The following is a 26241-nucleotide window of genomic DNA, read 5'->3' on the forward strand; positions in this document are numbered from 1 at the left end:
CCTTAATTAGCCGGTTGCGCTTCTTTCGGTTCCTTGCCAACGGAGTTGAGCAGGAACTTGCCAATCAGATCTTCCAGCACCAGTGCCGACTGGGTGTCGTGGATGGTCGCGCCATCCTTGAGCACGTCGTCTTCGCCGCCCACGCTGATGCCGATGTACTTCTCGCCCAGCAACCCGGCGGTCAGGATCGAAGCAGTGGAGTCGGTCGGCAGGTTGTCGACGGTCTTGTCCAGCTGCAACGTCACCCGACCGGTGTAGGAATCACGGTCCAGATCGATGGCGGTGACCTTGCCGATCGTCACACCGGCCATGGTCACTTTAGCTCTGACCGTCAAACCGGCGATATTGTCGAAGTACGCATAAACTTTATAGGTATCGCTGCTCGGGCTGGCCGACAGCCCGCTGACTCGCAGGGCCAGCAGCAGCAGCGCCAGGATCCCGGCCAGGAGGAACAGGCCGACACCGATTTCCAGGGTGCGGTTTTGCATCAGAAATCTCCAAACATCAAGGCGGTCAGAATAAAGTCCAGACCCAGGACAGCCAACGAGGCATAGACCACGGTCTTGGTGGTGGCACGGCTGATCCCTTCTGAGGTGGGCTCACAGTCGTACCCCTGGAATACGGCGATCCAGGTGGTGACGAAGGCGAACACCAGGCTCTTGATCAAGCCGTTCAGCACGTCGTCGGTGAAGGAAACACTGTTCTGCATGTTGGCCCAGAACGAGCCCTCGTAGACGCCCAGCCAATCCACGGCGACCCACGACCCACCCCAGATGCCGACCACGCTGAAGATCAGCGCCAGCAGCGGCAGCGAGATGAAACCGGCCCATAGGCGTGGCGCAACGATGTACTTGAGCGGGTCGACGCCGATCATTTCCAGGCTCGACAGCTGCTCGGTGGACTTCATGTTGCCAATTTCGGCGGTCAGCGCAGAACCTGCGCGGCCGGCGAACAACAGTGCGGTCACCACCGGCCCGAGCTCACGCAGCAGGGTCAGGGCCACCATCTGCCCGACCGCCTGTTCAGAGCCGTACTTGGTCAGGATGCTGTACCCCTGCAGCGCCAGCACCATGCCGATGAACACACCGGACACGACGATGATCGCCAGCGACAGCACGCCCACCGAGTACAGCTGCTTGGTCAGCAGCTGGAAGCCACCGCCAATACCGCCACGCCCGATCAGCGCATGGAACAGAAACAGACAGGAACGCCCGAGCACGGCCAGCACGTCGATCGCCGAGCGACCGAACAGGCGAACACGTTCGAGTAAGGATTTTCTGCGCATCAACGCGCCCCCAGCAGGTCGGCGCGGTAATCAGGCGCGGGAAAGTGGAAGGGTACCGGGCCATCCGGATCGCCTTTCATGAACTGGCGAATACGCGGGTTGTCCGAGCCCATCAGCTCGTCGGGCGTGCCCTGCCCCAGCACCTGGCCATCCCCTACCACGTAGATGTAGTCGGCAATACTGGCGGTTTCGGCCAGGTCGTGGGAAACCACGATGCTGGTGATGCCCAAGGCATCGTTGAGCAGGCGGATCAGGCGCACCAGTACCCCCATGGCGATCGGGTCCTGGCCGACGAACGGTTCGTCGTACATGAGGATCTGCGGGTCCAGGGCGATCGCACGCGCCAACGCCACCCGGCGCTTCATGCCACCGGACAGTTCGTCAGGCATCAGGTCGATGGCACCGCGCAGGCCGACAGCCTGCAGTTTCATCAACACGATGTCGCGAATCATCTCTTCCGACAGCTGGGTGTGCACGCGCAGCGGGAAGGCCACGTTCTCGAATACATCGAGGTCAGTGAACAGCGCGCCACTCTGGAACAGCACGCCCATCTGCTTGCGCGCGTCGAACAGGTCGCTGCGCGACAGCGTCGGCAGGTTCTGCCCGGCTACCCATACCTCGCCGCTAGACGGACGCAGTTGCGCACCCATCAGGCGTAGCAATGTGGTCTTGCCGCAACCCGATGGCCCCATGATACCGGTGACCTTGCCGCGCGGGATGCGTATGTCGACATTGCTGAAAATGCTGCGCGAACCGCGCTTGAAGGTCACTCCCTTCAACTCGACCGCGTAGGCGCTATCCACACTCATCTAGACTCCTTGCTAGTGCAGCCTCGTCCTAGTGGACGCTTGCCCTCATCGTGAAGGCACACGTGCCCCTGACAGGCCGAATAGCGGCGAACTATAGCACCGCTGACAGGGCGGCCCCAAGGCCATGGAACGTGTCGTTCAGCACAACGACAGACTTCCATGGCATTTGCCGGGCAATCGAAAGGATGAGGCTTTCTTCCATTGCGGCTATAATCGCCGCCTTTTCATCAGGCATTGTTTGACGACATGAGCCAATCCAGTGAGCTGATCCAGTCCGCCCTGCGCACCTTGCGCCTCGAAGTCGAGGCCGTGGAAAGCCTGGCGCCGCGTATCGACGCCAACTTCGTCAAGGCCTGCGAGCTGATTCTGGCCAGCAAAGGCCGGGTCGTGGTGGTCGGCATGGGCAAGTCGGGGCATATCGGCAACAAGATCGCCGCCACCCTGGCCAGCACCGGTACGCCTGCGTTCTTCGTGCACCCGGCCGAAGCCAGCCATGGCGACATGGGCATGATCACCCGGGACGATGTCATCCTGGCCCTGTCCAATTCTGGCAGCACTGCAGAAATCATCACCTTGCTGCCGCTGATCAAGCGCCTCGGCATCCAGCTGATCAGCCTGACCGGCAATGCCGATTCGCCCCTGGCCCAGGCTGCCGAGGTCAACCTCGACGCCCGCGTCACCCAGGAGGCCTGCCCGCTGAACCTGGCCCCCACTTCTTCGACCACCGCAGCGCTGGTGTTGGGCGACGCCCTGGCCATCGCCCTGCTCGAAGCCCGTGGCTTCACTGCCGAAGACTTCGCCTTTTCGCACCCCGGTGGCGCCCTTGGCCGCCGCCTGCTGCTCAAGGTCGAGAACGTGATGCACGCAGGCGCCGAACTGCCCCAGGTGGCACGCGGCACCCTGCTCAAGGACGCGTTGCTGGAAATGTCACGCAAAGGCCTGGGCATGACCGTGATCCTCGAACCGGACGGCAAACTGGCCGGGATCTTCACCGACGGCGACCTACGCCGCAGCCTGGACCGCAATATCGACATGCACACCACCTTGATCGACCAGGTGATGACCGTGCATGGCAAGACCGCCCGCGCCGAAATGCTGGCCGCCGAGGCGCTGAAAATCATGGAAGACCACAAGATCAACGCGCTGGTGGTGGTCGACCAGGACGACCGCCCGACCGGCGCCCTGAACATGCACGACCTGTTGCGCGCCGGAGTAATGTAAATGACCCAGGATTTGATTCAACGTGGCCAGGCCATCAAGCTTGCCGTGTTCGACGTTGACGGCGTGCTCACCGACGGCCGCCTGTACTTCCTCGAAGACGGCAGCGAGTTCAAGACCTTCAACACCCTCGACGGCCAGGGCATCAAGATGCTCATGGCATCTGGCGTGACCACGGCAATCATCAGCGGGCGCAAAACCCCGGTGGTCGAGCGACGTGCGAAAAACCTCGGCATCCCGCACCTGTACCAGGGCCGCGAGGACAAATTGGTGGTACTCGACGGCTTGCTCGCCGAACTCGGCCTAAGCTATGAACAAGTCGCCTACCTGGGCGACGACCTGCCCGACCTGCCGGTGATCCGCCGGGTCGGCCTGGGCATGGCGGTGGCCAACGCCGCCCCCTTCGTTCGCCAACATGCGCACGGGGTGACCCAGGCCCGCGGCGGTGAAGGCGCGGCGCGTGAATTTTGTGAACTGATCATGCAGGCCCAGGGCACCCTGGACGCTGCCAACGCACATTACCTTTAAGGCTGCTCATGTTCAGCAAGAAAGCCCGCAATATTGTGCTGCTCGTGGCCATCGGCGCCCTGCTGGCGGCGATCGGCTACTGGAATGTCAGCCCCGAGAGCTTCCTCGACCAGCCCACGGCCCAGGTCGACGAGAGCGCCATCGACTACTACGCGATCAATGCCCACAGCGTGCAGTTCCTGCCCGACGGCAAGTTGCAGTACGAAATGACCGCCGACAAGGTCGAACACCTGACAGCCACCGAGGTCACACTGGTGACCACGCCAGACCTGCACATGTACCGCGGCACCGAGTACCCGTGGCACGTGCAAAGCGTCCGTGCCGAGGTCAACCCGGACGGCACCGAGGTCGAGCTGATCGACCAGGTGCGCATTGCCCGCACCGACGAAAAGAAGCGTGAAACGATTATCACCAGCTCACGCATGACCGTATTCCCGCAGAAGCAATATGCGCAGACCGAGCAAGCCGTTAGAATCGACGGCGCCGGTGGCACGACCACGGGCAAAGGAATGAAAGCGTATTTGAAAGAAGGCAGGATGGACCTGCTCTCTAACGTAAGAGGACAGTATGAGGCTCGTTAAAACCCTCCCCCTTTTGCTCAGCCTGAGCGCAGCACTGGGAAGCGCGAGCGCCTTCGCACTGCCGACCGACCGTGACCAGCCTATCCGCATCCAGGCCGACAACGCGCACCTGGACGACAAGCAAGGCGTGGCCACCTACACCGGTGACGTCATCATCACCCAAGGTTCGATGATGATCAAAGGCAACACCGTGACCATGACCCGCGCCGCCAATGGCGACATCGACGTGGTCACCTCGGTGGGCAACCTGGCCTACTTCGAACAGCAGCAGAGCACCGCCAAGCCGGACAAGATGAAAGGCTGGGCCGTGACCATTCAGTACCAGGCGCAGAAAGACACGGTGATCCTCACCGACCGCGCCAAGGTCGAGAATGAAGGCAACACCACTGAAGGCGAGAAGATCGTCTACAACACCAAGACCCAGGTTGCGACCGCCGGTCGTGGTGGCAACGTGACTCAACCACGTCAGCGCATCGACATGGTGATCCAGCCGAAGAAGAAGGCCGAGTAAATGGCAACCCTCAAAGCCCAGCACCTGGCCAAGAGCTACAAGGGTCGGCAAGTCGTGCGCGACGTCAGCCTGTCGATCGACAGCGGCCAGATCGTCGGCCTGCTTGGCCCCAACGGCGCCGGCAAGACCACCTGCTTCTACATGATCGTCGGCCTGGTCCAGGCTGAGCAAGGGCGCGTGCTGATCGACAACCTCGATGTCAGCCACCAGCCCATGCACGGTCGCGCGCGTGCCGGCATCGGCTACCTGCCGCAGGAAGCTTCGATCTTCCGCAAGCTGTCGGTGGCCGACAACATCATGGCGATCCTCGAGACCCGCAAGGAGCTCGACCGCGACGGCCGCCGCAAGGAGCTGGAAAGCCTGCTGCAGGAGTTCCACATCAGCCACATCCGCGACAACCTCGGCATGAGCCTCTCGGGTGGCGAGCGCCGCCGTGTCGAGATCGCACGCGCCCTGGCGACCGCACCGAAGTTCATCCTGCTCGACGAACCCTTCGCGGGCGTCGACCCGATTTCCGTCGGTGACATCAAGCAGATCATCCACCACCTCAAGGCCAAGGGGATCGGCGTACTGATTACCGACCACAACGTGCGTGAGACCTTGGATATCTGCGAAACCGCCTATATCGTCAATGATGGCCGACTGATCGCCGAAGGCGACGCCGAGACCATCCTGGCCAACGAACTGGTCAAAGAGGTTTACCTGGGTCACGAGTTCCGGCTCTGACCCCGGGACGCACCTGGAGCACTGGCAAATCGACCCTGTCGGGGTTTAAGTTGTTACGGTGCTCTAGGCAAACGCTACAATTTAAGGCATAAAACTTGCTTGAATTTGGCGCTCCGGCGCCCTCGTGTAGTGGATGGCGCATGCGCGCCGGCGAACAAGGTATTAAGCCCCTGCCATGAAACCATCGCTCGTCCTAAAAATGGGCCAGCAACTGACGATGACTCCTCAGTTGCAACAGGCCATCCGCCTCCTCCAGCTCTCTACCCTGGACCTCCAACAGGAAATCCAGGAAGCGCTGGAATCGAACCCGATGCTCGAACGTCAGGAAGACGGCGAGGACTTCGACAACAGCGACCCGATGGCCGATAACGCCGAGAACAAACCGGCCGCCGAAGTCCAGGACAACAGCTTCCAGGAAAGCACCAACAGTGCCGAAAACCTGGAAGACGGCGAGTGGAGCGAGCGAATCCCCAACGAGCTGCCCGTCGATACCGCCTGGGAAGACATCTACCAGACCAGCGCCAGCAGCCTGCCGAGCAACGATGACGACGAGTGGGACTTCACCACCCGCACATCGGCCGGCGAAAGCCTGCAAAGCCACCTGCTGTGGCAGTTGAACCTGGCGCCGATGTCCGACACCGATCGCCTGATCGCCGTCACCCTGATCGACAGCATCAATGGCCAGGGCTACCTCGAAGACACCCTCGAAGAGATCTGCGCCGGTTTCGACCCCGAACTGGATATCGAGCTGGACGAGGTCGAAGCGGTCCTGCACCGCATTCAGCAGTTCGAGCCTGCCGGCATCGCCGCACGCAACCTGGGCGAATGCCTGCTGCTGCAACTGCGCCAGCTACCGGCCAGCACGCCGTGGATGGCCGAGGCCAAACGCCTGGTCACCGACTTCATCGACCTGCTGGGCAGCCGCGACTACAGCCAGCTGATGCGGCGCATGAAGATCAAGGAAGACGAGCTGCGCCAGGTCATCGAGCTGGTGCAAAGCCTCAACCCGCGCCCTGGCTCGCAGATCGAGTCGAGCGAGCCCGAGTACGTCGTGCCCGACGTCATCGTGCGCAAGGACAGCGACCGCTGGCTGGTGGAGCTGAACCAGGAAGCCATCCCGCGCCTGCGCGTCAACCCGCAGTACGCAGGCTTTGTCCGCCGCGCCGACACCAGCGCCGACAACACCTTCATGCGCAATCAGCTGCAAGAAGCGCGCTGGTTCATCAAGAGCCTGCAAAGCCGCAACGAAACCCTGATGAAAGTGGCCACGCAGATCGTCGAGCATCAGCGCGGCTTCCTCGACCATGGCGACGAAGCGATGAAGCCGTTGGTCCTGCATGACATCGCCGAAGCTGTCGGCATGCACGAGTCGACCATTTCGCGGGTTACCACGCAAAAATACATGCACACGCCCCGCGGCATCTACGAACTGAAATACTTTTTCTCAAGCCACGTCAGCACCGCTGAAGGCGGAGAATGCTCGTCCACAGCGATCCGCGCGATCATCAAGAAACTGGTTGCGGCGGAAAATCAGAAAAAGCCATTGAGTGACAGCAAGATCGCTGGTTTACTGGAGGCACAAGGCATCCAGGTAGCCCGTCGCACCGTCGCCAAGTACCGCGAGTCTCTCGGCATCGCACCGTCGAGCGAGCGCAAGCGACTGATGTAGCACCTGGTATGTGCCACAGCGTTTTTGGGGCAGGTGCAAGACTTGCCTCTTTATGCACGGGCAATAAAGGAGAAGCTGTATGCAAGTCAATATCAGTGGACAGCATGTAGAAGTCACCCAGCCGCTGCGCGATTATGTGCTTGAAAAGCTCGCCCGCGTGGAAAGTCACTTCGACAAGATCACTAACGTGCAGGTCATCATGAAGGTCGAGAAGCTGCAGCAGAAGGTCGAAGCGACCCTGCAGATTCCGGGCGGTGAAGTGGTAGCCAACGCGGAACACGAAGACATGTATGCAGCGATCGACGCCTTGGCCGACAAGCTCGACCGCCAACTGAAAAAACACAAGGAAAAACAGCAAAGCCTGCTGCAAGGTGCAGCTGCCCGCTGATCCCCCTCATCCATGATCCGACTTGAAACCATCCTGACCCCCGGCCGTTCCCTCGTGAACGTGCCGGGCGGCAGTAAGAAGCGCGCCCTCGAAAAGGTCGCCACCGTCATCGCCGAACAAGTGCCAGAGCTGGAGATGCAAGACGTCTTCGAAAAACTGGTCGCCCGTGAAAAACTCGGTTCGACCGGGTTCGGCAACGGCATCGCCATCCCCCACTGCCGACTCGAAGGATGCACCGCCCCGGTCAGCGCACTGCTGCACCTGGAGGCGCCGATCGACTACGACGCCATCGATGGCGCACCTGTGGACCTGCTGTTCGTCCTGCTGGTGCCCGAAGCTGCCACCGATGCGCACCTGGAACTGCTGCGCCAGATCGCCAGCATGCTCGATCGCAAAGAGGTCCGTGATCGTCTGCGTGCCGCCAGCAGTAACGAGGCCCTGTACCAGGTTGTCCTGGACGTACAGAACGAGCACTGAACATGCACCTGATCATCGTCAGCGGCCGGTCCGGCTCCGGCAAGAGCACCGCCCTCGATGTCCTGGAAGACAACGGTTTCTATTGCATCGACAACCTTCCCGCCGGGCTGCTGCCGCAGCTTGCGGAAGATGCCTTGATCAATACCGAGTTGCTGCAGCCCAAGGTCGCCGTGTCGATTGACGCGCGCAACCTGCCCAGCCACCTGACGCGTTTCCCCGAGCTGCTCGAAGAGGCCCGAGCCCGGCATATCAAGTGTGATGTGCTGTACCTGGATGCCGACGAAGACACCCTGCTCAAGCGCTTTTCGGAGACCCGTCGGCGTCACCCGCTGACCAATGCCGACCGTTCCCTGGCAGAAGCGATACGCGTGGAAAGCGACATGCTGGGGCCGATCGCCGACCTTGCCGACCTCAAGATCGACACCACCAGCCTCAACCTTTACCAGTTGCGCGACTCGATCAAGCTGCGCCTGCTCAACCAGCCAGAGCCTGGCACCGCGTTCCTGGTCGAATCCTTTGGCTTCAAGCGTGGCATGCCGGTCGATGCCGACCTGGTGTTCGACGTGCGCTGCCTGCCCAACCCCTACTGGAAGCCCGAACTGCGTGAGCATTCTGGTCTCGAACAACCGGTAATCGACTACCTCGCCGCCCAGCCGGACGTCGAAGAGATGTTCAACGACATTTCCAGCTACCTGCTTAAATGGCTGCCCCGCTTCGCCGCCAGCAACCGCGCCTATGTCACCATCGCCATTGGCTGCACCGGTGGCCATCACCGGTCGGTGTACCTGACCGAACGCCTCGGCACGTTGCTGCAGCAATCCCTGAAAAACGTCCAGGTCCGCCACCGCGACCTCTAGCCCACAGGATCCACCCCACGATGCCCGCCCGCGAAATCACCATCATCAACAAGCTGGGCCTGCATGCCCGGGCGGCGGCCAAGTTCGTCGGCGTGGCCGGGCGCTTTCCCTGCCAGGTCAAGGTAGGCCGCGCGCCAGACAAGCTGGTGGACGGCAAGAGCATCATGGCGGTGATGATGCTCGCGGCAGGCAAAGGCACCCAGGTGCACTTGCTGACCGAAGGCGAACAGGACAACGACGCGCTGGACGCACTGGTCGAGTTGATCAACAACTACTTCGACGAAGGCGAGTAAAGCCCGGCAACATCCCCTGCCAATTTTCAGCATGACCAAGAGCGCGTTTGTATTTATACCTATATAGGTATAGATTAGGACGATGTCATGGATGCATTCAAACGTGTCAAACCGCTGTACTGGGTAGGAAGTAGCAAGAAGGATCTGCAGGAAGCGCCAAGCGATGTACAGGATATTTTCGGCTTTGCCCTGCATTTGGCACAAGAAGGGGGCAAACACCCTCAGGCGAAATGCCTGAAGGGCTTCACCGGTGCTGGCGTTCTGGAGGTGGTGGAAAACCACACCAGCGACACCTATCGCGCCATCTATACCGTAAGCCTGGGGGCTGCGGTGTACGTCCTGCATTGTTTCCAGAAAAAATCCAATTCAGGCATCAAGACACCCAAGCACGAATTGGACTTGATCAAGTCAAGGCTGAAGCAGGCAGTGGCTCACGCAAAAGGAACAACACATGATTGAGATCGAAGAAAGCAGCGGAAACGTCTATGCCGACCTCAACAGCGCAGACGCTGGCGAAATGCTGATAAAGGCACACCTGGCCAGCAAGATCTGCAGCATCATCAAGGCACGCCACCTGACTCAAGTGCAGGCAGCGGCAGTACTGGGGCTTCCGCAACCCAAGGTCTCCGAAATGATGCGAGGGAAGTTTCGCGGTATCAGCGAAACAAAAATGATTGATTGCCTGGCACGCCTTGGCCGCGACATTCAGATTGTGGTCAAGGCGGCGCCTCGCTCACGACGCGAGGGCCGGGTAGAAGTTATCTTCGCCTGACAACGTTGGCGAAGGGCAGCCTGCCTTCACCACATTCAAGACATCGCCGTGTCCATCACCATCATCAGGCAAAAACCAATACACAACCCCAAACTGGCCAGGCGGTGATGCCCATTACTACGCGACTCGGGGATGATCTCCTGGGTCACTACCAGCAGCATCGCCCCGGCGGCACACGCCAAGCCCAACGGCAACAGCAGCTCTGCCACATTTACCAGCCAGGCACAGATAACCGCTGCCACCGGTTCGACCAGGCCTGAAGCGGCACCAATCAAGAATGCCTTGAAACGCGGCATGCCCGCCCCCGCCAGCACCAGCGCAATCACCAGCCCTTCCGGCACATCCTGCAAAGCGATGCCCATTGCCAGGCTGTCGGCATCGGCCATGCCACCGCCCGCAGACACGCCAATGGCCATGCCTTCAGGAATGTTGTGGGCGATGATGGCGATCACGAACAACCAGATTCGCGCGGCAATCACCGGCTGGTTGTCTGTGCCGACCAAGGCTTCTGGCGAGGCACCGGAGACCTTGAGGTCGACCAGGAACAGGCACAAGGCGCCAAACATCAGGCCAAAGCTGATCAAGCCGCCCGCGCCCCATGGGCTGAAGCCGATGCCTTGCGCCGCCTCCAGCCCCGGGATGATCAGGGAAAACGCGGTGGCCGCCAGCATCACACCCGCGCCGAAGCCCAGCAGTGTGTCGGCCAGGGCTACCGGCATGTTACGAATCACCAACACCGGTACCGCGCCCAGCGCTGTCCCCAACGCACACAATGCGCCCCCTTCGAGGGCACGCAGCATGCGCGGCTCCAGGCCCAGCCAGGCAATGCCCTGCGCCAGCAGCAATGCTGTGCCCGCCAGCAACAGCAAGGTTCCTATCGCCAGACGAAACAGACGCACGCTGCTGACGGACAACACCTGTGAACGCATACCGGATCGACTCACTTCAAGGCTTCGAGATAACGACGTTCCACTTCCGCCCAGTCGACGACGTTGTAGAAGGCACCGATGTATTCAGGGCGACGGTTCTGGTATTTCAGGTAGTAGGCGTGCTCCCACACGTCCAACCCGAGAATCGGCGTGTTGCCGTGCATCAGCGGGCTGTCCTGGTTACCGCTGCTTTCGACCACCAGCGTGTTGCCCGGGGTGACGCTGAGCCACGCCCAGCCACTGCCAAAGCGGGTCAGCGCTGCTTTGGTGAAGGCGTCCTTGAACGCGTCGAACCCACCCAGCTCGGCCTCGATGGCCTTGGCCACCTGACCGTGTGGCTGGCCGCCGCCGTGTGGCGCCATCACCGTCCAGAACAGCGTGTGGTTGGCGTGGCCGCCGCCTTGGTTGATCACGGCGCCCTGCAGCTTTTCTGGCAGCTGCTTGACCGCGCTTACCAACTGCTCCACCGGCCATTCGGCCCACTCGGTGCCTTCGATGGCAGCGTTGAGGTTGTTGATGTAGGTCTGGTGGTGCTTGCTGTGGTGAATTTCCATGGTCTGGGCATCGATGTGCGGCTCCAGCGCATCGTAGGCATAAGGCAACGCAGGCAAGGTATGTGGCATATCAATGGATTCCGTAAGCGTGGGTTCTGGGTGTCACGCCTGTTTGCGCGGCCAGCTCGCTGGCGGCGGGGGCGTGACGGTTGAGCAGGCGCTCGGTGCGCGGGTACTGTCCGTACTCGGCAATGAAACTCAGCAATTCGGTGTAGGTGCGTGAACTGTGGCGCAGCGCTGCATCCCGCAGCGCCTGGGGCAAGCGCGCTTCCTGGCTGGCCTGGAGCAGGCGCTGGTGTGCAGAGCACAGGTAGTCGGCGCTCTCGTGCGGCTGGTTCAGGCGCAGGTGCAGGTCGGCCAGGTTGTGGTGAGCGATGACGAACACCGCCACCGCTTCGTCGACGTCATGCCAGCGCTCGAACAGCACCTGGGCCAAGGCCAAGGCTTGCAGGTAGTGTTCCCGGGCATCGACCCATTCACCTTGCTCGAACAGGCGGTTGGCGGTTTCAGTGGTGCGTTTCCAGTGCTGCATGACGTTTCTCCTGAGCGCGATGGCTCGTACGCTCGGCGGTGACGCTGAGTCAGATACCGCCGGCCGTGAGTTTTTCCGGGTCCAGCAGGGCCTCGAGCTGGTCACGCGACAAGTCGGTGTGTTCCAGCGCCACGTCGATGATCGGGCGGCCCTGCTTGTAGGCGGTCTTGGCGATTTCGGCAGCCTTGAGGTAGCCGATGATCGGGTTCAGCGCAGTGACCAGGATCGGGTTGCGCGCCAGCGCCTCCTTGAGCTTGCTTTCATTGACCTTGAAGGTGGCGATGGCCTTGTCGGCCAGCAGGCGGCTGACGTTGGCCATCAGCTCGATGCTTTCCAGCAGGTTGCGGGCGATCACCGGCAACATGACGTTCAGCTCAAAGTTGCCCGACTGCCCGGCGATGGCGATGGTCGCGTCATTGCCGATCACCTGCGCGGCGACCATGGCGGTGGCTTCCGGGATCACTGGGTTGACCTTGCCCGGCATGATCGACGAGCCCGGCTGCAAGCCTTGCAGCTCGATCTCGCCGAGGCCGGCCAAGGGGCCGGAGTTCATCCAGCGCAGGTCGTTGGCGATTTTCATCAGTGCCACGGCGGTGGTCTTGAGCTGGCCGGAAAGGGCCACCGCCGTGTCTTGCGAGCCGATCAGCGCAAACAGGTTTTGCCCGGGAGTGAACTCGACCTGGGTCAGGGCACTCAGCTGACGCGCGAAACCGGCAGCGAACTGTGGATGGGCGTTGATGCCGGTCCCGACGGCGGTACCGCCCTGGGCCAGCGCCTGCAAGCTCGGCAGGGTCGCCTCAATGTGCGCCAGCGCGCCGTTGATTTGCGCCGCCCAGCCGTCGAGCACCTGGCTCATGCGCACGGGCATGGCGTCCATCAGGTGAGTGCGGCCGGTTTTTACAAAGGCGTGCACCTGCACCGACTTGGCCTCGATCACCTGCACCAGGTGCCGCAATGCCGGCAGCAGCTGCTCGTGCAGCGCCAAGGCGGCACTGACATGGATGGTGGTCGGGATGATGTCGTTGCTGCTCTGGCCGCAGTTAACATGGTCGTTGGCATTGACCGCATCACCGAGCACCCGGCTGGCCAGGGTGGCGATCACTTCGTTGGCGTTCATGTTCGAACTGGTGCCGGAACCTGTCTGGAACACGTCCACCGGGAAATGCTGGATAAAATCTTCCGCGAGCAGTTGCTCGACCGCCTTGACGATGGCCTGGCCTTGGTCGGCGGTCACTTGCTCCAGCTCGATGTTGGCCTTGGCCGCTGCCGCCTTGGCCAGCAGCAATGCGCGAATGAACTGGGCCGGCATGCGCTGGCCGCTGATCGGGAAGTTGTCGACCGCGCGCTGTGTCTGGGCGCCATACAGGGCCTCGGCAGGCACCTGAAGCTCACCCATGCTGTCACGCTCGATACGGGTATTACTCATCGTCTAATCCTTGCATCAGTTCATCGGGAGAAATCGAAGGCAGCAGCACGCAGTTGGCCAACTGCAGGGCGTAGGGCTGCCAGCGCTGGTTTTGTTCGCGGCGGTCGAGGTTGCGCAGGTCCAGCAACGGGCGCCAGGCCTGGTCCAGGCACAGGCAGCGCCAATGCCACGGCAGCATGCGGTCGCAGGCGGTATCCAGCAGCAGGCGGAAGGAGGTCAACGCCACCGTCCAGGACGAGGTTTCGGTGCAGCACACCAGGTAACGGCCTTCGGCCAGGTAGTGCTCGATAAGGCGCGGCTCATCGGGCTCGAGCGCGCAGCGAATGCGCCGGCTGAGCCAGCGCCAGTTTTCCAAATAGGGCAATTCGTGGAGGACGGATTTCATGAACACCATCGCCAAGCAACTGGGTAATGATATTCATTATTAAGTGATAAATAGAATCACTTCAAGTGCGGATCGACTAAAGCCGTGAGGTAGGACGCATAAAAAACCCGGCGCCAGGGCCGGGTTCTCTAAATCAGTCTGAAACAGGTTGGGCTGTACCGGCCTCTTCGCGGGTAAACCCGCTCCCACAGTACCCTGAAGCCAGTCGGTGATCCTGTGGGAGCGGGTTTACCCGCGAAGCGGCCAGAGCAGGTTACCTATCAGCTCCCTGCAACCGTCATTCGCTCGATCAGCACCGAGCCCGTATGGATATTGCTGCGTGTCTCTAGATCGTTACCGATCGCGACAATTTGCTGGAACATATCCTTCATGTTCCCGGCGATGGTCACTTCCTGCACCGCATGCTGAATCTCGCCGTTCTCGACCCAGAAACCCGCAGCCCCACGCGAATAATCGCCGGTCACCATGTTCAGGCCATGCCCCATCAGCTCGGTCACCAGCAAGCCACGCCCCATGCGGCGGATCAGGGCAGCCTGGTCTTCGACGCCATGGGTTACGTACAAGTTGTGAACACCACCGGAGTTGGCCGTGCTCGGCAGCCCGAGCTTGCGACCGGAATAGGTGCCCAGCAGGTACGACACCAACTCACCTTTGTCGACGAACGGTTTGGCGTAGGTCGCCAAGCCATCGCCATCGAACGCGGCACTGCCCAAGGCCCGAGGAATATGCGGGCGCTCATCGAGGGTCAACCAGCTAGGGAACAGGCGCTGGCCAAGGGTGCCTTCAAGGAACGACGACTTGCGGTACAGGTTGCCGCCGGAAATCGCCGAGAGGAAGCTGCCGAACAGGCCGCCGGCCAGCTCCGCCGAGAACAGCACCGGCACTTCGCACGTTGGTACCGGGCGTGCGCCGAGGCGGCTGGCCGCACGCTGGGCCGCGCGCTGGCCGATGCTGCGCGGGTCAGCCAGCAAGGTGCCTTGGCGGTTCACGTCATACCAGTAGTCGCGCTGCATCTGCCCGTCGCCCTCGGCGATCATCACACAGCTCAGGCTGTGCCGGGTCGACGCATAACCACCGATGAATCCATGGCTGTTGCCATAGACCCGGCACCCTTGATGGGTATTGAGGGTGGTTCCATCGGCGTTGAGAATGCGGGCATCGGCGTCGAACGCCGCGGCCTCGCAGGCCAAGGCCATCTCGATCGCCTTCTCGGGTTCGATATCCCAGTCGTGATAAAGGTCCAGGTCCGGGATTTCGCGCGCCATCAACGCGGCATCGGCCAGCCCCGAGCATTCGTCTTCAGAGGTGTGCTTGGCGATGGCCAAGGCTGCGGCAACGGTCTCGCGGATCGCGTCTGGGCCACTCGCGGAGGTGCTGGCCGAGCCTTTGCGCTGGCCGACATAGAGGGTGATGCCAAAGCCCTGGTCACGGTTGAACTCGACCGTTTCGACCTCACGCTGGCGCACCGTGGTGGACAGGCCCTGCTCCAGCGACACCGCTACTTCGCAGGCACTGGCACCCTGGCGACGCGCTTCGGCGATGATCGCTTCGACCTGTTCCTGCAACGCTGGCAGGTCTTTGGGACCTACGCTCTGGACTGCACTCATGGTTCTCTCCACTCAAATTCTGCGTTCGGCGAGGGTCATTCTACGACCGGGCCGGACAAGCGGCCCCCGACTGGTTATCATGGCGGCGATTTCTAGCGGACTGCCACCATGGTTGATTCAAACGACGCCTACGACGGCGAAAAAAGCAAAACCCAGATCAAGCGCGAACTGCATGAACTGGTTGAACTCGGCGAGCGCCTCACTACGCTCAAGGCCGACACCCTGGCACGCCTGCCGTTGACCGACGAGCTACGCAAAGCGTTGGCCGAGGCCAGCAAGCACACAGCTCACGGAGCCCGCAAACGGCACATGTCGTTCGTCGGCAAGCTGATGCGCGTCCAGGACCTGGATGCCATCCATGCCTTGCTCGAACAGATGGACAGCTCGACCCGCCAGTACAACGAGCGCTTCCACGGCTTGGAGCGCTGGCGCGACCGGCTCATCGACGGTAATGACGAAGACCTCGAGCGCTTCGTCAACGAATACCCGGACACCGATCGCCAGCAACTGCGCTCGCTGATCCGCCATGCCCAGCACGAAAAAGCGCGGAACAAACCGCCTGCTGCTGCGCGCAAGGTGTTCAAGTACATCCGCGACCTCGACGAGCTGCAGCGCGGCTTGCGTTGATGCCGTAGGGCCGCTTTGCGGCCCATTCGCAGCGCAAGGCTGCTCCTACAGAGGCATGCGATACCTGTAGGAGCAGCCTTGCGCTGCGAAAGGACCGCAAAGCGGTCCCCAACGCCATCACGCACCAGTACCGCCAACTGTGATCGCATCCAGCTTCAGCGTCGGCTGCCCTACCCCTACCGGCACCGATTGCCCATCCTTGCCGCAGGTCCCGACACCACTGTCCAGGGCCAGGTCATTGCCGACCATCGACACGCGGCTCATCGCCTCCGGTCCGTTACCAATCAGCGTTGCCCCTTTGACCGGCGCAGTAATCTTGCCGTCCTCGATCAGGTACGCCTCACTGGTTGAGAACACGAACTTGCCGCTGGTGATATCCACCTGGCCACCACCAAGGTTGGCGCAGTAGATGCCTTTTTTCACCGAGGCGATGATTTCTTGCGGGTCGCTCTCGCCGGCACGCATGTAGGTGTTGGTCATGCGTGGCATCGGCAGATGCGCGTAGGACTCGCGACGGCCGTTGCCGGTCACCGCCATGCCCATCAGGCGGGCGTTCAGCTTGTCCTGCATGTAGCCTTTGAGCACACCGTTTTCGATCAGCGTGGTGCACTCGGTCGGGGTGCCTTCGTCATCCACGCTCAGTGAGCCACGGCGGCCTTCAAGGGTGCCGTCGTCGACGATGGTGCACAGTTTCGACGCCACCTGCTCACCGATGCGGCCACTGAACGCCGAGCTGCCCTTGCGGTTGAAGTCGCCTTCCAGGCCATGGCCCACCGCCTCATGCAACAACACGCCCGACCAACCCGAGCCCAGCACCACCGGCAAGGTACCCGCCGGCGCAGGAATCGCTTCCAGGTTCACCAGCGCTTGGCGCAAGGCCTCACGGGCATAGCCCATGACCTTGTCTTCGGTGAAGAACCGGTAGTCGGTACGCCCGCCACCGCCCTGGCCACCGCGTTCGCGGCGGCCATTCTGTTCGACGATGACACTGACGTTGAAACGCACCAGCGGGCGCACGTCGGCGGCCAGGCTGCCATCAGCCGCGGCGATGAGAATGCGCTCCCAAACCCCGGCCATGCTCACGCTGACCTGCTGGATACGCGGGTCCAGCGCACGGGTCGCCGCGTCGACACGCTTGAGCAGGTCGACCTTTTCGGCGCGCGTCAGCACATCCAGCGGGTTGTCCGGAGCATACAGGGCAGTCACATCCTGGCTACGGAACGCCTGCACCGTGCCATTCTGCCCAGCGCGGGAAATCGAACGCGCGGCGCGGGCCGCCGAGGTCAAGGCTTCCAGGTTGATGGCATTGCTGTAGGCGAAGCCGGTCTTTTCACCGGATTGGGCACGTACGCCTACGCCCTGATCCAGGTTGAAGCTGCCCTCTTTGACGATGCCGTCCTCGAGCGCCCAGGTTTCCGAGATCTGGCCCTGGAAATACAAGTCGGCGGCATCGATGCCCGGGCCGGCCAACTCACCCAGCACAGCCTGCAGGCTGTCCAGGGTCAATCCGCCTGGGGCCAGGAGCTGCTCGCTGACGGTGGATAACATCTGGCTCATAGTCACTCCGAGGTGTGCGCAGGCCGCAAGGCGTCCTGCGAGAAAAAGCGCCGGTGCGATACCACCGGCATGCGCGCCCGAATGGACGCTTGTTCGTCAATGTCGCGCTCGGCGAGCAATACCGCTTCGCCCTGCGCCTGCTGCGCAACGATCCGCCCCCAAGGGTCGATGATCGCTGCATGGCCATGGGTTTCTCGTGGCCCTGGATGGGTGCCGCCCTGCGCTGCGGCCAACAGGTAGCACTGGGTCTCGATGGCACGCGCGCGAATCAGCACATCCCAGTGCGCCGCCCCCGTCACCGCCGTGAAGGCGGCAGGTGCGGTGATCAGTTCTGCCCCGGCTGCGCGCAGTGCGCTGTACAACTCGGGGAAGCGCAGGTCATAGCATACGCTCAAGCCCAGGCGCCCCACCGGGGTATCGGCCACCACCACCTGTGCGCCATGGGCATAGTCGTCAGACTCGCGATAACGGCCGCGGTTGTCGGCGACGTCCACGTCGAACAGGTGCAACTTGTCATAGCGCGCGGCCACTTCACCGTGTTCATCGATCAGCAACGAGCATGCATGGGCCTTGGCATCAGGTTGGCCGACCGGTGGCAATGGCAACGTGCCGGCGACAATCCATAACTTGAGGTCGCGCGCCGTGCGTTTCAACCAGGGCAGGATCGGCCCTTCCCCCAAGGCTTCGGCACGCCCGATCGCCGCAGCATCCTTGCGCCCCATTGCAGCGAAGTTCTCTGGCAGCACGGCCAGGCGTGCGCCACCGAGCGCGGCCTGCTCAAGCAGGGCGCCGGCCCGCTGCAGGTTGGCCAGCACGTCGTCCTGGCTGACCATCTGAATCACCGCTGCCTTCATGACTACTCCTGGCGCTATTTCTCGAAAGGTTTCACAAATGTGATTCTAGGCTCTTTCCACGGCCCCTCGACGCGGTAATGCACGCTGGCAAAGCGTGAGACCCGGTCGCCGATCAACCGATCCACAAGGAACAGCGCGCCCCCGACCGCTGGAGCACCGACGATCAAGGCAGCCAGCGGCAGGTTGTTGGTGACCGGCAGGGTCACTTGCAGGTTGGCATCCACCCGGTCACGGACCATGTCCAGGGTGCCCTCGAGCTCGAAATTGCTCGAAGGGCCGGTCACCGTAATCGGTTCACGGGTCACGTACACGCCATTACTGGCCACCAGCAGGCCTTTGACCCGGTCATAGGCCAGGCCTTTTTCGAACAGGTCGGAGAAGTCCAGGCGCAGGCGACGGCCGATGGAGTTGAAATTGAGCAGGCCGAACACGCGCAAGGCCTGGGCACTGCCTTCGACTTCGACAAACTGGCCGGTACGCAACGCCGCGTCCATGCTCCCGGAGAAGCGGTTCAGGCCCACCCAAGCAGGCGAACCGGGCCAACGGCCATCGACATCCAGGCGGAAATCGCGGCTGGTCACGGTAGGCGCGAACCCCCACGCCTTGAGCACATCAGCCAGGTTCTTGCCATCCAGGCGCCCTTTGTACCAGCTGCTGGTGCTGCCCGGCTGGCCTTCCCAGCCACCGCCGCCGTCGATGCGCAGGCCTTTAAAGTCCAGGTCGATATCGTCTGCCGACACGCCGCGCGCGGTTGGGCGCAGCTTGATCGAGGCGCTGCCGAACAGGTCGTCGCCGCGGTAGAGCTTGTCGATGCTCAGGTCCAGCGCAGGTACCTTGCGCGGGTCGAACGAGGCCAACGGGTCAGGCCCTTCCTCGGCCTGGGCCTGGGCCGGGTCGGCCGCCGGCAGGCGCAAGGTCTGCAAGCGAATCGACATGGGCGCGCCCTTGGCATCCGGCACGCGTGCGTTGCCGATGACTTCCTTGCTGTCCAGTCGCAGGTCCCACGCCGGGCCACCTCGGGCCAGGCGTACCACCGCCTGGTTGAGGTCCATGCCGAAGGCCTTCAGTTGGCCAATGCTCAGGTCGACGCTTTGCAGGATCTGCCGCGCACTGCCACCTGGGTCATCACCGCCCAGGCTGGCCACCTTGGCCTGCCACGGGGCCAGGTCGAGTGTTTCCAGGCGCCCACGTACGCGCAAGCCTTGGCCGGCCGGTACTTGCGCCTGCCCCGTGCCCAGCAGCAATTCGCCGCGGCCCTGGGCCAGTTTGTCGGAAGGCGCGGCATAGGCGAAGCGCGCGAGGTCGGCATAACCGGCGTCAATGCGCCGCTCCGACCCTTGCAGGTTCATGCTGAAACGGCTGTCGCGGGTGTCCGCAGCGGCCTTGCCGAAGGGCGCAGGCAAGTCGATGGCAAGGCCCTTGAGTGAGGAATTGACGCTAAGGCTGTTGTCCCGGCTGCCCAGGTTGAGCTGCAACTGGTACGGCAAGTCGCCCGAGGCCGGCAAGGCCTGGTTGAATTGCAGCCACTCGGTCAGCGCCTTCAGCGCGACCTGGCCATTGGCGTTGATGCGAGTCTGCATCTGCCCTGGCGCGCCCTCGGCAACGATCTGCGCGGTGACCGGCTTGCCGAACGCCTGCAAGCTGATGTTCTTGCCACTGAGCCCTTTGTCCAAATCGAAGCTGAAATCGCCCTTCAGGCGGTTCAACTCCAGGGTAGGCGGGGCCACCTTGAGGCGGGCATCAGCGGTGGCGAAGTCCACCTGAACCTTGGGCCGTTCCCCATGGGCCAGAGGGATATCGAGCTTGACCTTGCCCTTGAGCGGGCCCTCGCCTTCCCAGCCGGCGAAGATCTCGCCCGTGCCGATCGGCGCCTCTTTGAGAATTTTCAGGCCGTCGTCCAGGCCGCCGTCGAAATCACCATCAAGGTAAAGATGGCTGTGCTGGTCACCCTCGACGTGGGGGATGTCGACACTGACGTCACTGACCTTGGTGTCGAGCAACAGGCCATGGTGAGCCTTGATGCGCACACCGCTGTCCTCGATCAGCACATCACCGTCCACCTGTTGCACCTGTGGCCAGCCGGGCTGGAAGTCCAACACCACGTCGCGCACCTTGAAGAACAGGCTGATACTGCGCGCCTCTGGCGCGGCGCCATGGTTCAGCGAGCCCTGGTACTGGAAGTAGCCCTCGTCCACGGTGCCTTTGACGATCGCACTGCGCAGCCATTCGTCGAGGGCCGGGCTCAGCACTTCGGGCAGGTACTTGGCCGTGTAGCGGCCATCGCCCTCGGTCAAGCCGACGCGCAGGTCCATGTAGTCTTCGCGGCCCTCTTCGAACAGCAGGCGAATGAGGAAGTCACCGGCGATCTTGCCCTCCTCGCCCAGTACCTTCAGGTATGGCGCGACGAGGGTGAAGCCTTCTTTGTCGAGGGCCCAGGTCAGGCGCGCATTGGCCTGCTGGTAATGCCAGGGTTTGGCGAAGATCGGGTACAGGTGCAGCATGAAAGCGTCGGTATCCAGGCGCAGCTCGCCGTGCCCCAGGTCACCACTGACGCTGCCGCTGACATTGCCGGCCGCGGGGGCACCGTGGTAAGCGTTGAAACCAACCTTCTCCAGGTTGGCGGCAAACTGCAGGCGCTGGTCGCCTTCGGCTTTGGGCCGCGCCTCCAGCCGCACGTTGCGCAGCGCGCCGGTGACGTTCAGGCCATCGACCACGGCCATGAGGTTGTCCGGCAGCGGTGCCAAGGCATCGATCAACGGGGTCAAGGGGGTGAGGTCGAGGCGGTCGGCCTGCACTTGCCAGCGCTCATCAGCGGGGGCCTGCCCTGGGCGCTGACGTAATTGAAGGTGAGATTCCCAACGGTTCTTGCCGATATTCATGGCCAAGGAATCGACCATCACATCAAAACCTTGCTCGTTGCGCTGGAACCACGCAGACAACGCCAGGTTCTCCAAGGTCGCTGCTTTGCGCTCGGCATAAGCGCCTTTTAGCTGGGGCGCATTGAGCCGGACCACGGCTTGCTGCAACTGGCCTTTGCCCCAGTCGACCCAGAACTCACCACCCGCGCGCAATGCGCTGGCGTGCCACTTGCCCAGCAGGCTCGGCGGCAACCAGCGTGCCCAGTCGCTTTGCGGCAGGCTCAGGTAGGCGGCAACCTGGCCATCGCGCCAGGCCTCGGGCGACGCGCGGCTGCGCAGGTTCAGCGCCAGGGGCTGGCCGTCAGGCAGCGTGGCGCGCAAGTCGAGGGCCTGGCGCGAGGCACCGGCCTGCAAGCCCACGCTTACGTAGGTCAAGGTCAGGGGGTCGCGCTGCCAGGGTTGCAAGGTTACCTGGCTGTCGAACACATCGATGCGCCCCAGTTGGCGCAGGCGCTGCAGCAACTCGGCGGGGTCGAGCGGGGCATCATCCTTCTTCGGCAGCCCTTCGAGGTTCCAGGCGCCTTGGGCGTCTTCGCGCAGGATCAATTGCAAGCCACCCAGCTGGATACGTGCCAGGCGTACCTCACGGGAGGTCAGGCTGGCCCAGAGGTCTGGCACCAGCTTGACCTCGTCCAGGCGCAACGCGCCAGCACCTTCGCCCAATTGCAGGTCGCGAACGCGCAGTACAGGCGCAAGCCCGCTCCAGCGGCCTTCCAGGGCACCAACGTGCACCGGCAAGCCCAACGCTTGCTCGGCCTTGTGCTCGACATCGGCCCGGTATTCGGCCACCAGCGGCACCAGTTGCCGGCCAACGCTAACGTACAGCGCCACCAACACCGCCAGCAGCGCGCAAATGCCCAGCCCCCAGCGGGTCGAGGCGACAAGAACGCGGTTCAGACGTCCCATGGCCATGGCCCTCCAGGTCGTTTATCCATGATGGCCCTAAGTGCCGGTTTTGCCAGCCCGGCCATCCTGTGGCGCGTTTCGCGAAACCTCAGAGCAGCACCACATCGTATTGTTCCTGCGAGTACATCGACTCGACCTGGAAGCGGATAGTTCGGCCGATGAAGGTTTCAAGCTCCGCAACGTTGCCGGATTCCTCGTCCAGCAGCCGGTCGACCACCTTCTGATTGGCCAGCACGCGGTAGCCCTCGGCCTGATAGGCACGGGCTTCGCGGAGGATTTCACGGAAGATCTCGTAGCAGATGGTCTCGGGGGTTTTCAGCTTGCCGCGCCCCTGGCACGCCAGGCACGGCTCGCACAGCACCTGCTCGAGGCTCTCGCGGGTGCGCTTACGGGTCATCTGCACCAGGCCCAGCTCGGTAATGCCAATGATGTTGGTCTTGGCGTGATCACGCTCGAGCTGTTTTTCCAGGGTGCGCAGCACCTGGCGCTGATGCTCTTCATCTTCCATGTCGATGAAGTCGATGATGATGATGCCGCCGATGTTGCGCAGGCGCAGCTGCCGGGCAATGGCGGTGGCAGCTTCTAGGTTGGTCTTGAAGATGGTCTCTTCGAGGTTGCGATGGCCGACAAAGGCGCCGGTGTTGACGTCGATGGTGGTCATCGCTTCAGCCGGGTCGACCACCAGGTAGCCACCGGATTTGAGCGGCACCTTGCGCTCCAGGGCGCGCTGGATCTCGTCTTCGACGCCGTACAGGTCAAAGATCGGCCGTTCGCCAGGATAATGCTCGAGGCGATCGGCGATTTCCGGCATCAGTTCACCGACGAACTGCGTGGTTTTCTGGAACGTTTCGCGCGAATCGATGCGGATTTTCTCGATCTTCGGGTTGACCAGGTCGCGCAGGGTACGCAGTGCCAGGCCGAGGTCTTCGTAGATTACCGTGGGTGCGCCGCAGCTCTGGATCTGGCTGCCGATCTGTTCCCACAGGCGGCGCAGGTAGCGAATGTCCTGCAGGATTTCTTCCGCGCGCGCGCCTTCGGCGGCAGTACGCAGGATGAAACCCCCGGCATCCTTGATATTTTCGCTGTCCATGCAGCCGCTGACTACCTGCTTGAGGCGATCACGCTCAGCTTCGTCTTCGATCTTCAGGGAAATACCGACATGGCTGCTGCGCGGCATGTACACCAGGTAACGCGAAGGGATCGACAACTGCGTGGTCAGGCGTGCGCCCTTGGTGCCGATCGGGTCTTTGGTCACCTGTACCACCAGGGCCTGGCCTTCATGCACCAGCGCGGTAATGTTCTCTACCGCCGAGCCTTCGCGCTGGGAGATCTCCGAGGCGTGGATGAACGCCGCACGCTCCAGGCCGATGTCGACGAAGGCCGCCTGCATGCCGGGCAGCACGCGCACCACCTTGCCCTTGTAGATATTGCCGACGATGCCGCGGCGCAGGGTGCGCTCGACGTGCACTTCCTGCAGCACCCCGTTTTCCACCACCGCCACACGTGACTCCATCGGGGTGATGTTGATCAGGATCTCTTCACTCATGGCAGGCTCTCGTCAAAGGTCTTGGATAATGATGGATCGCGTACGCGGTACTGGCTACCGCGGGTTTGTTACCTCTGAAGAAAGCGCGGGCACTTGCCAGCAGGCAATGCCGAACTGGGCCAGCAAATCGGCAGTCTCGCTCAACGGCAAGCCGACCACGGCGGAGTAGCTGCCCGTCAGGGCGGTGACGAATACCGCCGCCAGCCCCTGGATGGCATAGCCACCGGCTTTGTCGGCAGGCTCGCCGCTGGCCCAATAACGGGCGGCTTCATCAGCGCTGATGGTACGAAAACGGACGTTGCTGGTGACGCACAGGCTTTGCCTGCGCTGGCCATCGCTCAGGGCGACAGCCGTCAGCACCTGATGCTCGCGGCCAGACAGGTCGGCCAGCATGGCCAGGGCATGTTCACGGTTTTCGGGTTTACCGAGAATACGGCCTTCGAGGACCACCGCCGTATCTGCGCCCAGGACGACAGCAGGGCCCTGGAGGCAGGCCAGGCCAGCCTCAGCCTTGGCCCGGGCAAGGCGCTCGACATAGGCTGCGGCGCCTTCGTCGGCGAGCGGGGTTTCATCGATGGGGGCGCTGACCGTGGTGAACGGTACGCCGATCTGGGTCAGCAATTCACGACGACGTGGCGAGCCAGAGGCCAGGTAAAGCGGGTTCATGTAGACATCTCCCTGTCAGTCGCGGCAACGCCGTCAATTTATACGCAAGCGTCGGCGCAGGTCGCGCAGGGCAAAGCTGATCCATGGCCAGAGCAAGGCACTGATGACCGCTGACCACACCAGCGCCAAGGTCGGCAGGCGGTTACCGGTCAAGGCACTGAGCCACAGCTGGATCAACTGGGCAATACCGAAAATCACCAGAATCACCAGGCTCTGCTGCCACATCGGGAACATGCGCAGGCGCTGTTGCAATGACAGCACCAGGAAGGTGATCAAGGTCAGGATCAGCGCGTTCTGCCCCAGCAAGGTGCCATACAGCACATCCTCGGCCAGCCCTAGCACAAAGGCCGTGGTCATGCCGACCTTGCTCGGTACCGCGAGTGTCCAGAACGACACCAGCAGCGCCAGCCACATAGGCCGGAACACTTCCATGAACTGCGGCATCGGCGAAACGCTGAGCAGCAGGCCGATGGCGAACGTCAACCAGATGACCCAGCCATTATTACGGCGTGATGCAGCCATCATTGCCTCCGAGGTTGGGCGGGCGCTGCCGCAGGCGTGGCGGGCGCTGCAGGGGCCGCGGTGGGCTGCGGGGTAGCGGCTGCAGGTGCTGCAGGCGTCGCCGCCGGAGTAACAGGTGCGCCCTGCTCGCCATTGGCGCCAGGCTGGACGCCGACCGACGTGCCTTTGCGATCGGCCTCTTCCTGCGCGATCGCAGCGTCAGTGGCGCGTTGCTCCGGGCTGCGTCGGTCGCTGAACACCAGCAGCATGTAGCGGCTGCGGTTGAGTGCGGCGGTAGGGATGGCGCGAACGATGGCGAACGGCTGGCCGGAGTCGTGAATCACTTCGTTGACCGTGGCCACCGGGTAACCGGCCGGGAAGCGCTGGCCCATGCCGGAACTGACCAGCAGGTCGCCTTCCTTGATGTCGGCGGTATCGGCCACATGGCGTAGCTCCAGGCGCTCCGGGTTGCCGGTGCCACTGGCGATGGCGCGCAGGCCGTTGCGGTTGACCTGCACCGGAATGCTGTGGGTGGTATCGGTCAGCAACAGTACCCGCGAGGTGTAGGGCATCAACTCGACCACTTGGCCCATCAGGCCGCGGGCATCGAGCACCGGCTGGCCGAGGAACACGCCATCGCGCTCGCCCTTGTTGATCAGGATGCGGTGCGTGAACGGGTTGGGGTCGACGCCGATCAACTCGGCCACTTCAACCTTTTCGTTGACCAGGGCGGATGAGTTGAGCAGTTCACGCAAGCGCACGTTCTGCTCGGTCAGGGCCGCCAGCTTCTGCAGGCGCCCCTGCAACAGCAGGGCCTCGGTCTTGAGTTTTTCGTTTTCCGCGATGAGTTCGGTACGGCTGCCGAACTGGCCTGCCACGCCTTGCCACAAACGCTGCGGCAAATCGGTGATCCAGTACGACTCCATCAATACCAGGCCCATCTGGCTGCGCACGGGTTTGAGCACGGCAAAGCGCGCATCGACCACCATCAGCGCGACCGACAGCACCACCAATACGAGCAGACGAACGCCCAGCGAAGGGCCCTTGGAGAAAAGCGGTTTAATGGGCCGTTCCTCGTGGACGACTCAGGAGGTCATTGGACATGGGACAACGCACCAG

General features: G+C 62.5%; 29 protein-coding genes. 13 read left to right on the forward strand and 16 right to left on the reverse strand.

Going from position 1 to position 26241, the window contains the following annotated elements; translation table 11 throughout:
• Positions 1–2 precede the first annotated feature (2 nt).
• From mlaD to AB7M33_RS03915, 3 genes are read right to left on the reverse strand one after another with little or no spacing between them, the layout of a single operon-like run.
• On the reverse strand, positions 3–488 hold the full coding sequence (mlaD, locus tag AB7M33_RS03905; protein WP_027595613.1) for an outer membrane lipid asymmetry maintenance protein MlaD: 486 nt from the start codon (positions 486–488) through the stop codon (positions 3–5).
• On the reverse strand, positions 488–1285 hold the full coding sequence (gene mlaE / locus AB7M33_RS03910) for a lipid asymmetry maintenance ABC transporter permease subunit MlaE (RefSeq protein WP_027595612.1): 798 nt from the start codon (positions 1283–1285) through the stop codon (positions 488–490). Before mlaE ends, mlaD begins: the two co-directional genes overlap by 1 nt.
• Positions 1285–2094, reverse strand: a complete 810-nt coding sequence (locus AB7M33_RS03915; protein ID WP_016501329.1) for an ATP-binding cassette domain-containing protein — start codon at positions 2092–2094, stop codon at positions 1285–1287. Before AB7M33_RS03915 ends, mlaE begins: the two co-directional genes overlap by 1 nt.
• A 246-nt stretch (positions 2095–2340) precedes the next feature.
• Between AB7M33_RS03915 and AB7M33_RS03920 the strand changes: the two genes are divergently transcribed.
• The 12 genes from AB7M33_RS03920 (at position 2341) to AB7M33_RS03975 (ending at position 10114) form a co-directional block, all read left to right on the forward strand.
• Complete coding sequence (locus tag AB7M33_RS03920) at positions 2341–3315, forward strand: KpsF/GutQ family sugar-phosphate isomerase (protein ID WP_027595611.1); 975 nt, start codon at positions 2341–2343, stop codon at positions 3313–3315.
• The gene (locus AB7M33_RS03925) at positions 3316–3840 is read left to right on the forward strand and encodes a KdsC family phosphatase (RefSeq protein WP_027595610.1); all 525 of its coding nucleotides are present in this window, start codon (positions 3316–3318) and stop codon (positions 3838–3840) included.
• A gap of 8 nt (positions 3841–3848) precedes the next feature.
• The gene (gene lptC, locus AB7M33_RS03930) at positions 3849–4421 is read left to right on the forward strand and encodes an LPS export ABC transporter periplasmic protein LptC (protein ID WP_027595609.1); all 573 of its coding nucleotides are present in this window, start codon (positions 3849–3851) and stop codon (positions 4419–4421) included.
• Entirely contained in the window at positions 4408–4932 is a 525-nt protein-coding gene (gene lptA / locus AB7M33_RS03935; RefSeq protein ID WP_027595608.1) for a lipopolysaccharide transport periplasmic protein LptA, read from the forward strand. The genes lptC and lptA overlap by 14 nt, the downstream gene beginning before the upstream one ends.
• Positions 4933–5658: an LPS export ABC transporter ATP-binding protein gene (gene lptB / locus AB7M33_RS03940; RefSeq protein WP_027595607.1), complete on the forward strand. Its 726-nt coding sequence runs from the start codon at positions 4933–4935 to the stop codon at positions 5656–5658.
• Positions 5659–5833: 175 nt separating this feature from the next.
• Positions 5834–7327 carry an RNA polymerase factor sigma-54 gene (locus AB7M33_RS03945; protein ID WP_027595606.1) on the forward strand — a complete coding sequence of 498 codons (1494 nt, stop codon included), beginning with the start codon at positions 5834–5836 and terminating at the stop codon, positions 7325–7327.
• A 79-nt stretch (positions 7328–7406) separates the two neighbouring features.
• Positions 7407–7715, forward strand: a complete 309-nt coding sequence (gene hpf, locus AB7M33_RS03950; RefSeq protein WP_003255135.1) for a ribosome hibernation-promoting factor, HPF/YfiA family — start codon at positions 7407–7409, stop codon at positions 7713–7715.
• A gap of 12 nt (positions 7716–7727) precedes the next feature.
• The gene (gene ptsN / locus AB7M33_RS03955) at positions 7728–8192 is read left to right on the forward strand and encodes a PTS IIA-like nitrogen regulatory protein PtsN (protein ID WP_027595605.1); all 465 of its coding nucleotides are present in this window, start codon (positions 7728–7730) and stop codon (positions 8190–8192) included.
• A 2-nt stretch (positions 8193–8194) separates the two neighbouring features.
• Positions 8195–9049 (forward strand): RNase adapter RapZ, encoded by an 855-nt coding sequence (gene rapZ / locus AB7M33_RS03960; RefSeq protein WP_027595604.1) that lies wholly within the window; start codon positions 8195–8197, stop codon positions 9047–9049.
• 20 nt (positions 9050–9069) lie between these two features.
• Positions 9070–9342 carry an HPr family phosphocarrier protein gene (locus tag AB7M33_RS03965; protein WP_027595603.1) on the forward strand — a complete coding sequence of 91 codons (273 nt, stop codon included), beginning with the start codon at positions 9070–9072 and terminating at the stop codon, positions 9340–9342.
• Positions 9343–9429: 87 nt separating this feature from the next.
• A complete protein-coding gene (locus AB7M33_RS03970) occupies positions 9430–9801 on the forward strand; it encodes a type II toxin-antitoxin system RelE/ParE family toxin (protein WP_454242447.1) in 372 nt (123 codons plus the stop codon).
• Positions 9794–10114, forward strand: a complete 321-nt coding sequence (locus tag AB7M33_RS03975; RefSeq protein ID WP_238210372.1) for a helix-turn-helix domain-containing protein — start codon at positions 9794–9796, stop codon at positions 10112–10114. The genes AB7M33_RS03970 and AB7M33_RS03975 overlap by 8 nt, the downstream gene beginning before the upstream one ends.
• A 35-nt stretch (positions 10115–10149) precedes the next feature.
• Here the strand turns inward: AB7M33_RS03975 and AB7M33_RS03980 are convergent, their stop codons facing one another.
• The 6 genes from AB7M33_RS03980 to pmbA form a co-directional block, all read right to left on the reverse strand.
• Positions 10150–11043 carry a ZIP family metal transporter gene (locus tag AB7M33_RS03980; RefSeq protein WP_027595602.1) on the reverse strand — a complete coding sequence of 298 codons (894 nt, stop codon included), beginning with the start codon at positions 11041–11043 and terminating at the stop codon, positions 10150–10152.
• A gap of 11 nt (positions 11044–11054) precedes the next feature.
• Positions 11055–11666, reverse strand: coding sequence for a superoxide dismutase (locus AB7M33_RS03985; protein WP_027595601.1), 612 nt, complete (start codon positions 11664–11666; stop codon positions 11055–11057).
• A 1-nt stretch (position 11667) separates the two neighbouring features.
• Positions 11668–12129 carry a hypothetical protein gene (locus AB7M33_RS03990; RefSeq protein ID WP_027595600.1) on the reverse strand — a complete coding sequence of 154 codons (462 nt, stop codon included), beginning with the start codon at positions 12127–12129 and terminating at the stop codon, positions 11668–11670.
• A 49-nt stretch (positions 12130–12178) separates the two neighbouring features.
• Complete coding sequence (locus AB7M33_RS03995; RefSeq protein ID WP_099428394.1) at positions 12179–13555, reverse strand: class II fumarate hydratase; 1377 nt, start codon at positions 13553–13555, stop codon at positions 12179–12181.
• Positions 13548–13949 (reverse strand): hypothetical protein, encoded by a 402-nt coding sequence (locus AB7M33_RS04000; protein ID WP_027595598.1) that lies wholly within the window; start codon positions 13947–13949, stop codon positions 13548–13550. Before AB7M33_RS04000 ends, AB7M33_RS03995 begins: the two co-directional genes overlap by 8 nt.
• A 251-nt stretch (positions 13950–14200) precedes the next feature.
• A complete protein-coding gene (pmbA, locus tag AB7M33_RS04005; RefSeq protein WP_027595597.1) occupies positions 14201–15547 on the reverse strand; it encodes a metalloprotease PmbA in 1347 nt (448 codons plus the stop codon).
• 108 nt (positions 15548–15655) lie between these two features.
• On the opposite strand from pmbA, the gene yjgA reads away from it, so the two are divergent.
• Positions 15656–16174 (forward strand): ribosome biogenesis factor YjgA, encoded by a 519-nt coding sequence (gene yjgA, locus AB7M33_RS04010; protein ID WP_027595596.1) that lies wholly within the window; start codon positions 15656–15658, stop codon positions 16172–16174.
• A gap of 117 nt (positions 16175–16291) precedes the next feature.
• On the opposite strand, the gene tldD is transcribed toward yjgA, so the two are convergent.
• The 7 genes from tldD to mreC all read right to left on the reverse strand — a co-directional run bounded on the left by tldD (position 16292) and on the right by mreC (position 26156).
• On the reverse strand, positions 16292–17731 hold the full coding sequence (gene tldD, locus AB7M33_RS04015; protein ID WP_027595595.1) for a metalloprotease TldD: 1440 nt from the start codon (positions 17729–17731) through the stop codon (positions 16292–16294).
• 2 nt (positions 17732–17733) lie between these two features.
• Entirely contained in the window at positions 17734–18585 is an 852-nt protein-coding gene (locus AB7M33_RS04020) for a carbon-nitrogen hydrolase family protein (protein ID WP_099428392.1), read from the reverse strand.
• A 14-nt stretch (positions 18586–18599) separates the two neighbouring features.
• Complete coding sequence (locus AB7M33_RS04025) at positions 18600–22415, reverse strand: YhdP family protein (RefSeq protein WP_454242448.1); 3816 nt, start codon at positions 22413–22415, stop codon at positions 18600–18602.
• 82 nt (positions 22416–22497) lie between these two features.
• Entirely contained in the window at positions 22498–23955 is a 1458-nt protein-coding gene (gene rng, locus AB7M33_RS04030) for a ribonuclease G (RefSeq protein WP_454242449.1), read from the reverse strand.
• A gap of 54 nt (positions 23956–24009) precedes the next feature.
• Complete coding sequence (locus AB7M33_RS04035) at positions 24010–24621, reverse strand: Maf family protein (protein WP_099428390.1); 612 nt, start codon at positions 24619–24621, stop codon at positions 24010–24012.
• 33 nt (positions 24622–24654) lie between these two features.
• Positions 24655–25143 carry a rod shape-determining protein MreD gene (gene mreD / locus AB7M33_RS04040; protein WP_027595590.1) on the reverse strand — a complete coding sequence of 163 codons (489 nt, stop codon included), beginning with the start codon at positions 25141–25143 and terminating at the stop codon, positions 24655–24657.
• Positions 25143–26156, reverse strand: a complete 1014-nt coding sequence (mreC, locus tag AB7M33_RS04045) for a rod shape-determining protein MreC (protein ID WP_454244197.1) — start codon at positions 26154–26156, stop codon at positions 25143–25145. The genes mreD and mreC overlap by 1 nt, the downstream gene beginning before the upstream one ends.
• Positions 26157–26241: the final 85 nt, after the last annotated feature.

This window comes from Pseudomonas sp. Y3 TE3536, from assembly GCF_053629175.1.

What these genes read in the sequence shown, in the direction of transcription:
- AB7M33_RS04020 (WP_099428392.1), bottom strand. Translation starts at nt 18,585, where the DNA reads ATGAAGGCAGCGGTGATTCAGATGGTCAGCCAGGACGACGTGCTGGCC.
- pmbA (WP_027595597.1), bottom strand. Translation starts at nt 15,547, where the DNA reads ATGAGTGCAGTCCAGAGCGTAGGTCCCAAAGACCTGCCAGCGTTGCAG.
- AB7M33_RS04025 (WP_454242448.1), bottom strand. Translation starts at nt 22,415, where the DNA reads ATGGCCATGGGACGTCTGAACCGCGTTCTTGTCGCCTCGACCCGCTGG.
- AB7M33_RS03975 (WP_238210372.1), top strand. Translation starts at nt 9,794, where the DNA reads ATGATTGAGATCGAAGAAAGCAGCGGAAACGTCTATGCCGACCTCAAC.
- AB7M33_RS03980 (WP_027595602.1), bottom strand. Translation starts at nt 11,043, where the DNA reads ATGCGTTCACAGGTGTTGTCCGTCAGCAGCGTGCGTCTGTTTCGTCTG.
- AB7M33_RS03915 (WP_016501329.1), bottom strand. Translation starts at nt 2,094, where the DNA reads ATGAGTGTGGATAGCGCCTACGCGGTCGAGTTGAAGGGAGTGACCTTC.
- lptB (WP_027595607.1), top strand. Translation starts at nt 4,933, where the DNA reads ATGGCAACCCTCAAAGCCCAGCACCTGGCCAAGAGCTACAAGGGTCGG.
- AB7M33_RS03970 (WP_454242447.1), top strand. Translation starts at nt 9,430, where the DNA reads ATGGATGCATTCAAACGTGTCAAACCGCTGTACTGGGTAGGAAGTAGC.
- AB7M33_RS03920 (WP_027595611.1), top strand. Translation starts at nt 2,341, where the DNA reads ATGAGCCAATCCAGTGAGCTGATCCAGTCCGCCCTGCGCACCTTGCGC.
- tldD (WP_027595595.1), bottom strand. Translation starts at nt 17,731, where the DNA reads ATGAGCCAGATGTTATCCACCGTCAGCGAGCAGCTCCTGGCCCCAGGC.
- AB7M33_RS03945 (WP_027595606.1), top strand. Translation starts at nt 5,834, where the DNA reads ATGAAACCATCGCTCGTCCTAAAAATGGGCCAGCAACTGACGATGACT.
- AB7M33_RS03925 (WP_027595610.1), top strand. Translation starts at nt 3,316, where the DNA reads ATGACCCAGGATTTGATTCAACGTGGCCAGGCCATCAAGCTTGCCGTG.
- mlaE (WP_027595612.1), bottom strand. Translation starts at nt 1,285, where the DNA reads ATGCGCAGAAAATCCTTACTCGAACGTGTTCGCCTGTTCGGTCGCTCG.
- hpf (WP_003255135.1), top strand. Translation starts at nt 7,407, where the DNA reads ATGCAAGTCAATATCAGTGGACAGCATGTAGAAGTCACCCAGCCGCTG.
- AB7M33_RS04000 (WP_027595598.1), bottom strand. Translation starts at nt 13,949, where the DNA reads ATGGTGTTCATGAAATCCGTCCTCCACGAATTGCCCTATTTGGAAAAC.
- rng (WP_454242449.1), bottom strand. Translation starts at nt 23,955, where the DNA reads ATGAGTGAAGAGATCCTGATCAACATCACCCCGATGGAGTCACGTGTG.
- mreD (WP_027595590.1), bottom strand. Translation starts at nt 25,143, where the DNA reads ATGGCTGCATCACGCCGTAATAATGGCTGGGTCATCTGGTTGACGTTC.
- ptsN (WP_027595605.1), top strand. Translation starts at nt 7,728, where the DNA reads ATGATCCGACTTGAAACCATCCTGACCCCCGGCCGTTCCCTCGTGAAC.
- lptC (WP_027595609.1), top strand. Translation starts at nt 3,849, where the DNA reads ATGTTCAGCAAGAAAGCCCGCAATATTGTGCTGCTCGTGGCCATCGGC.
- rapZ (WP_027595604.1), top strand. Translation starts at nt 8,195, where the DNA reads ATGCACCTGATCATCGTCAGCGGCCGGTCCGGCTCCGGCAAGAGCACC.
- lptA (WP_027595608.1), top strand. Translation starts at nt 4,408, where the DNA reads ATGAGGCTCGTTAAAACCCTCCCCCTTTTGCTCAGCCTGAGCGCAGCA.
- AB7M33_RS03965 (WP_027595603.1), top strand. Translation starts at nt 9,070, where the DNA reads ATGCCCGCCCGCGAAATCACCATCATCAACAAGCTGGGCCTGCATGCC.
- AB7M33_RS04035 (WP_099428390.1), bottom strand. Translation starts at nt 24,621, where the DNA reads ATGAACCCGCTTTACCTGGCCTCTGGCTCGCCACGTCGTCGTGAATTG.
- AB7M33_RS03995 (WP_099428394.1), bottom strand. Translation starts at nt 13,555, where the DNA reads ATGAGTAATACCCGTATCGAGCGTGACAGCATGGGTGAGCTTCAGGTG.
- yjgA (WP_027595596.1), top strand. Translation starts at nt 15,656, where the DNA reads ATGGTTGATTCAAACGACGCCTACGACGGCGAAAAAAGCAAAACCCAG.
- AB7M33_RS03990 (WP_027595600.1), bottom strand. Translation starts at nt 12,129, where the DNA reads ATGCAGCACTGGAAACGCACCACTGAAACCGCCAACCGCCTGTTCGAG.
- mlaD (WP_027595613.1), bottom strand. Translation starts at nt 488, where the DNA reads ATGCAAAACCGCACCCTGGAAATCGGTGTCGGCCTGTTCCTCCTGGCC.
- AB7M33_RS03985 (WP_027595601.1), bottom strand. Translation starts at nt 11,666, where the DNA reads ATGCCACATACCTTGCCTGCGTTGCCTTATGCCTACGATGCGCTGGAG.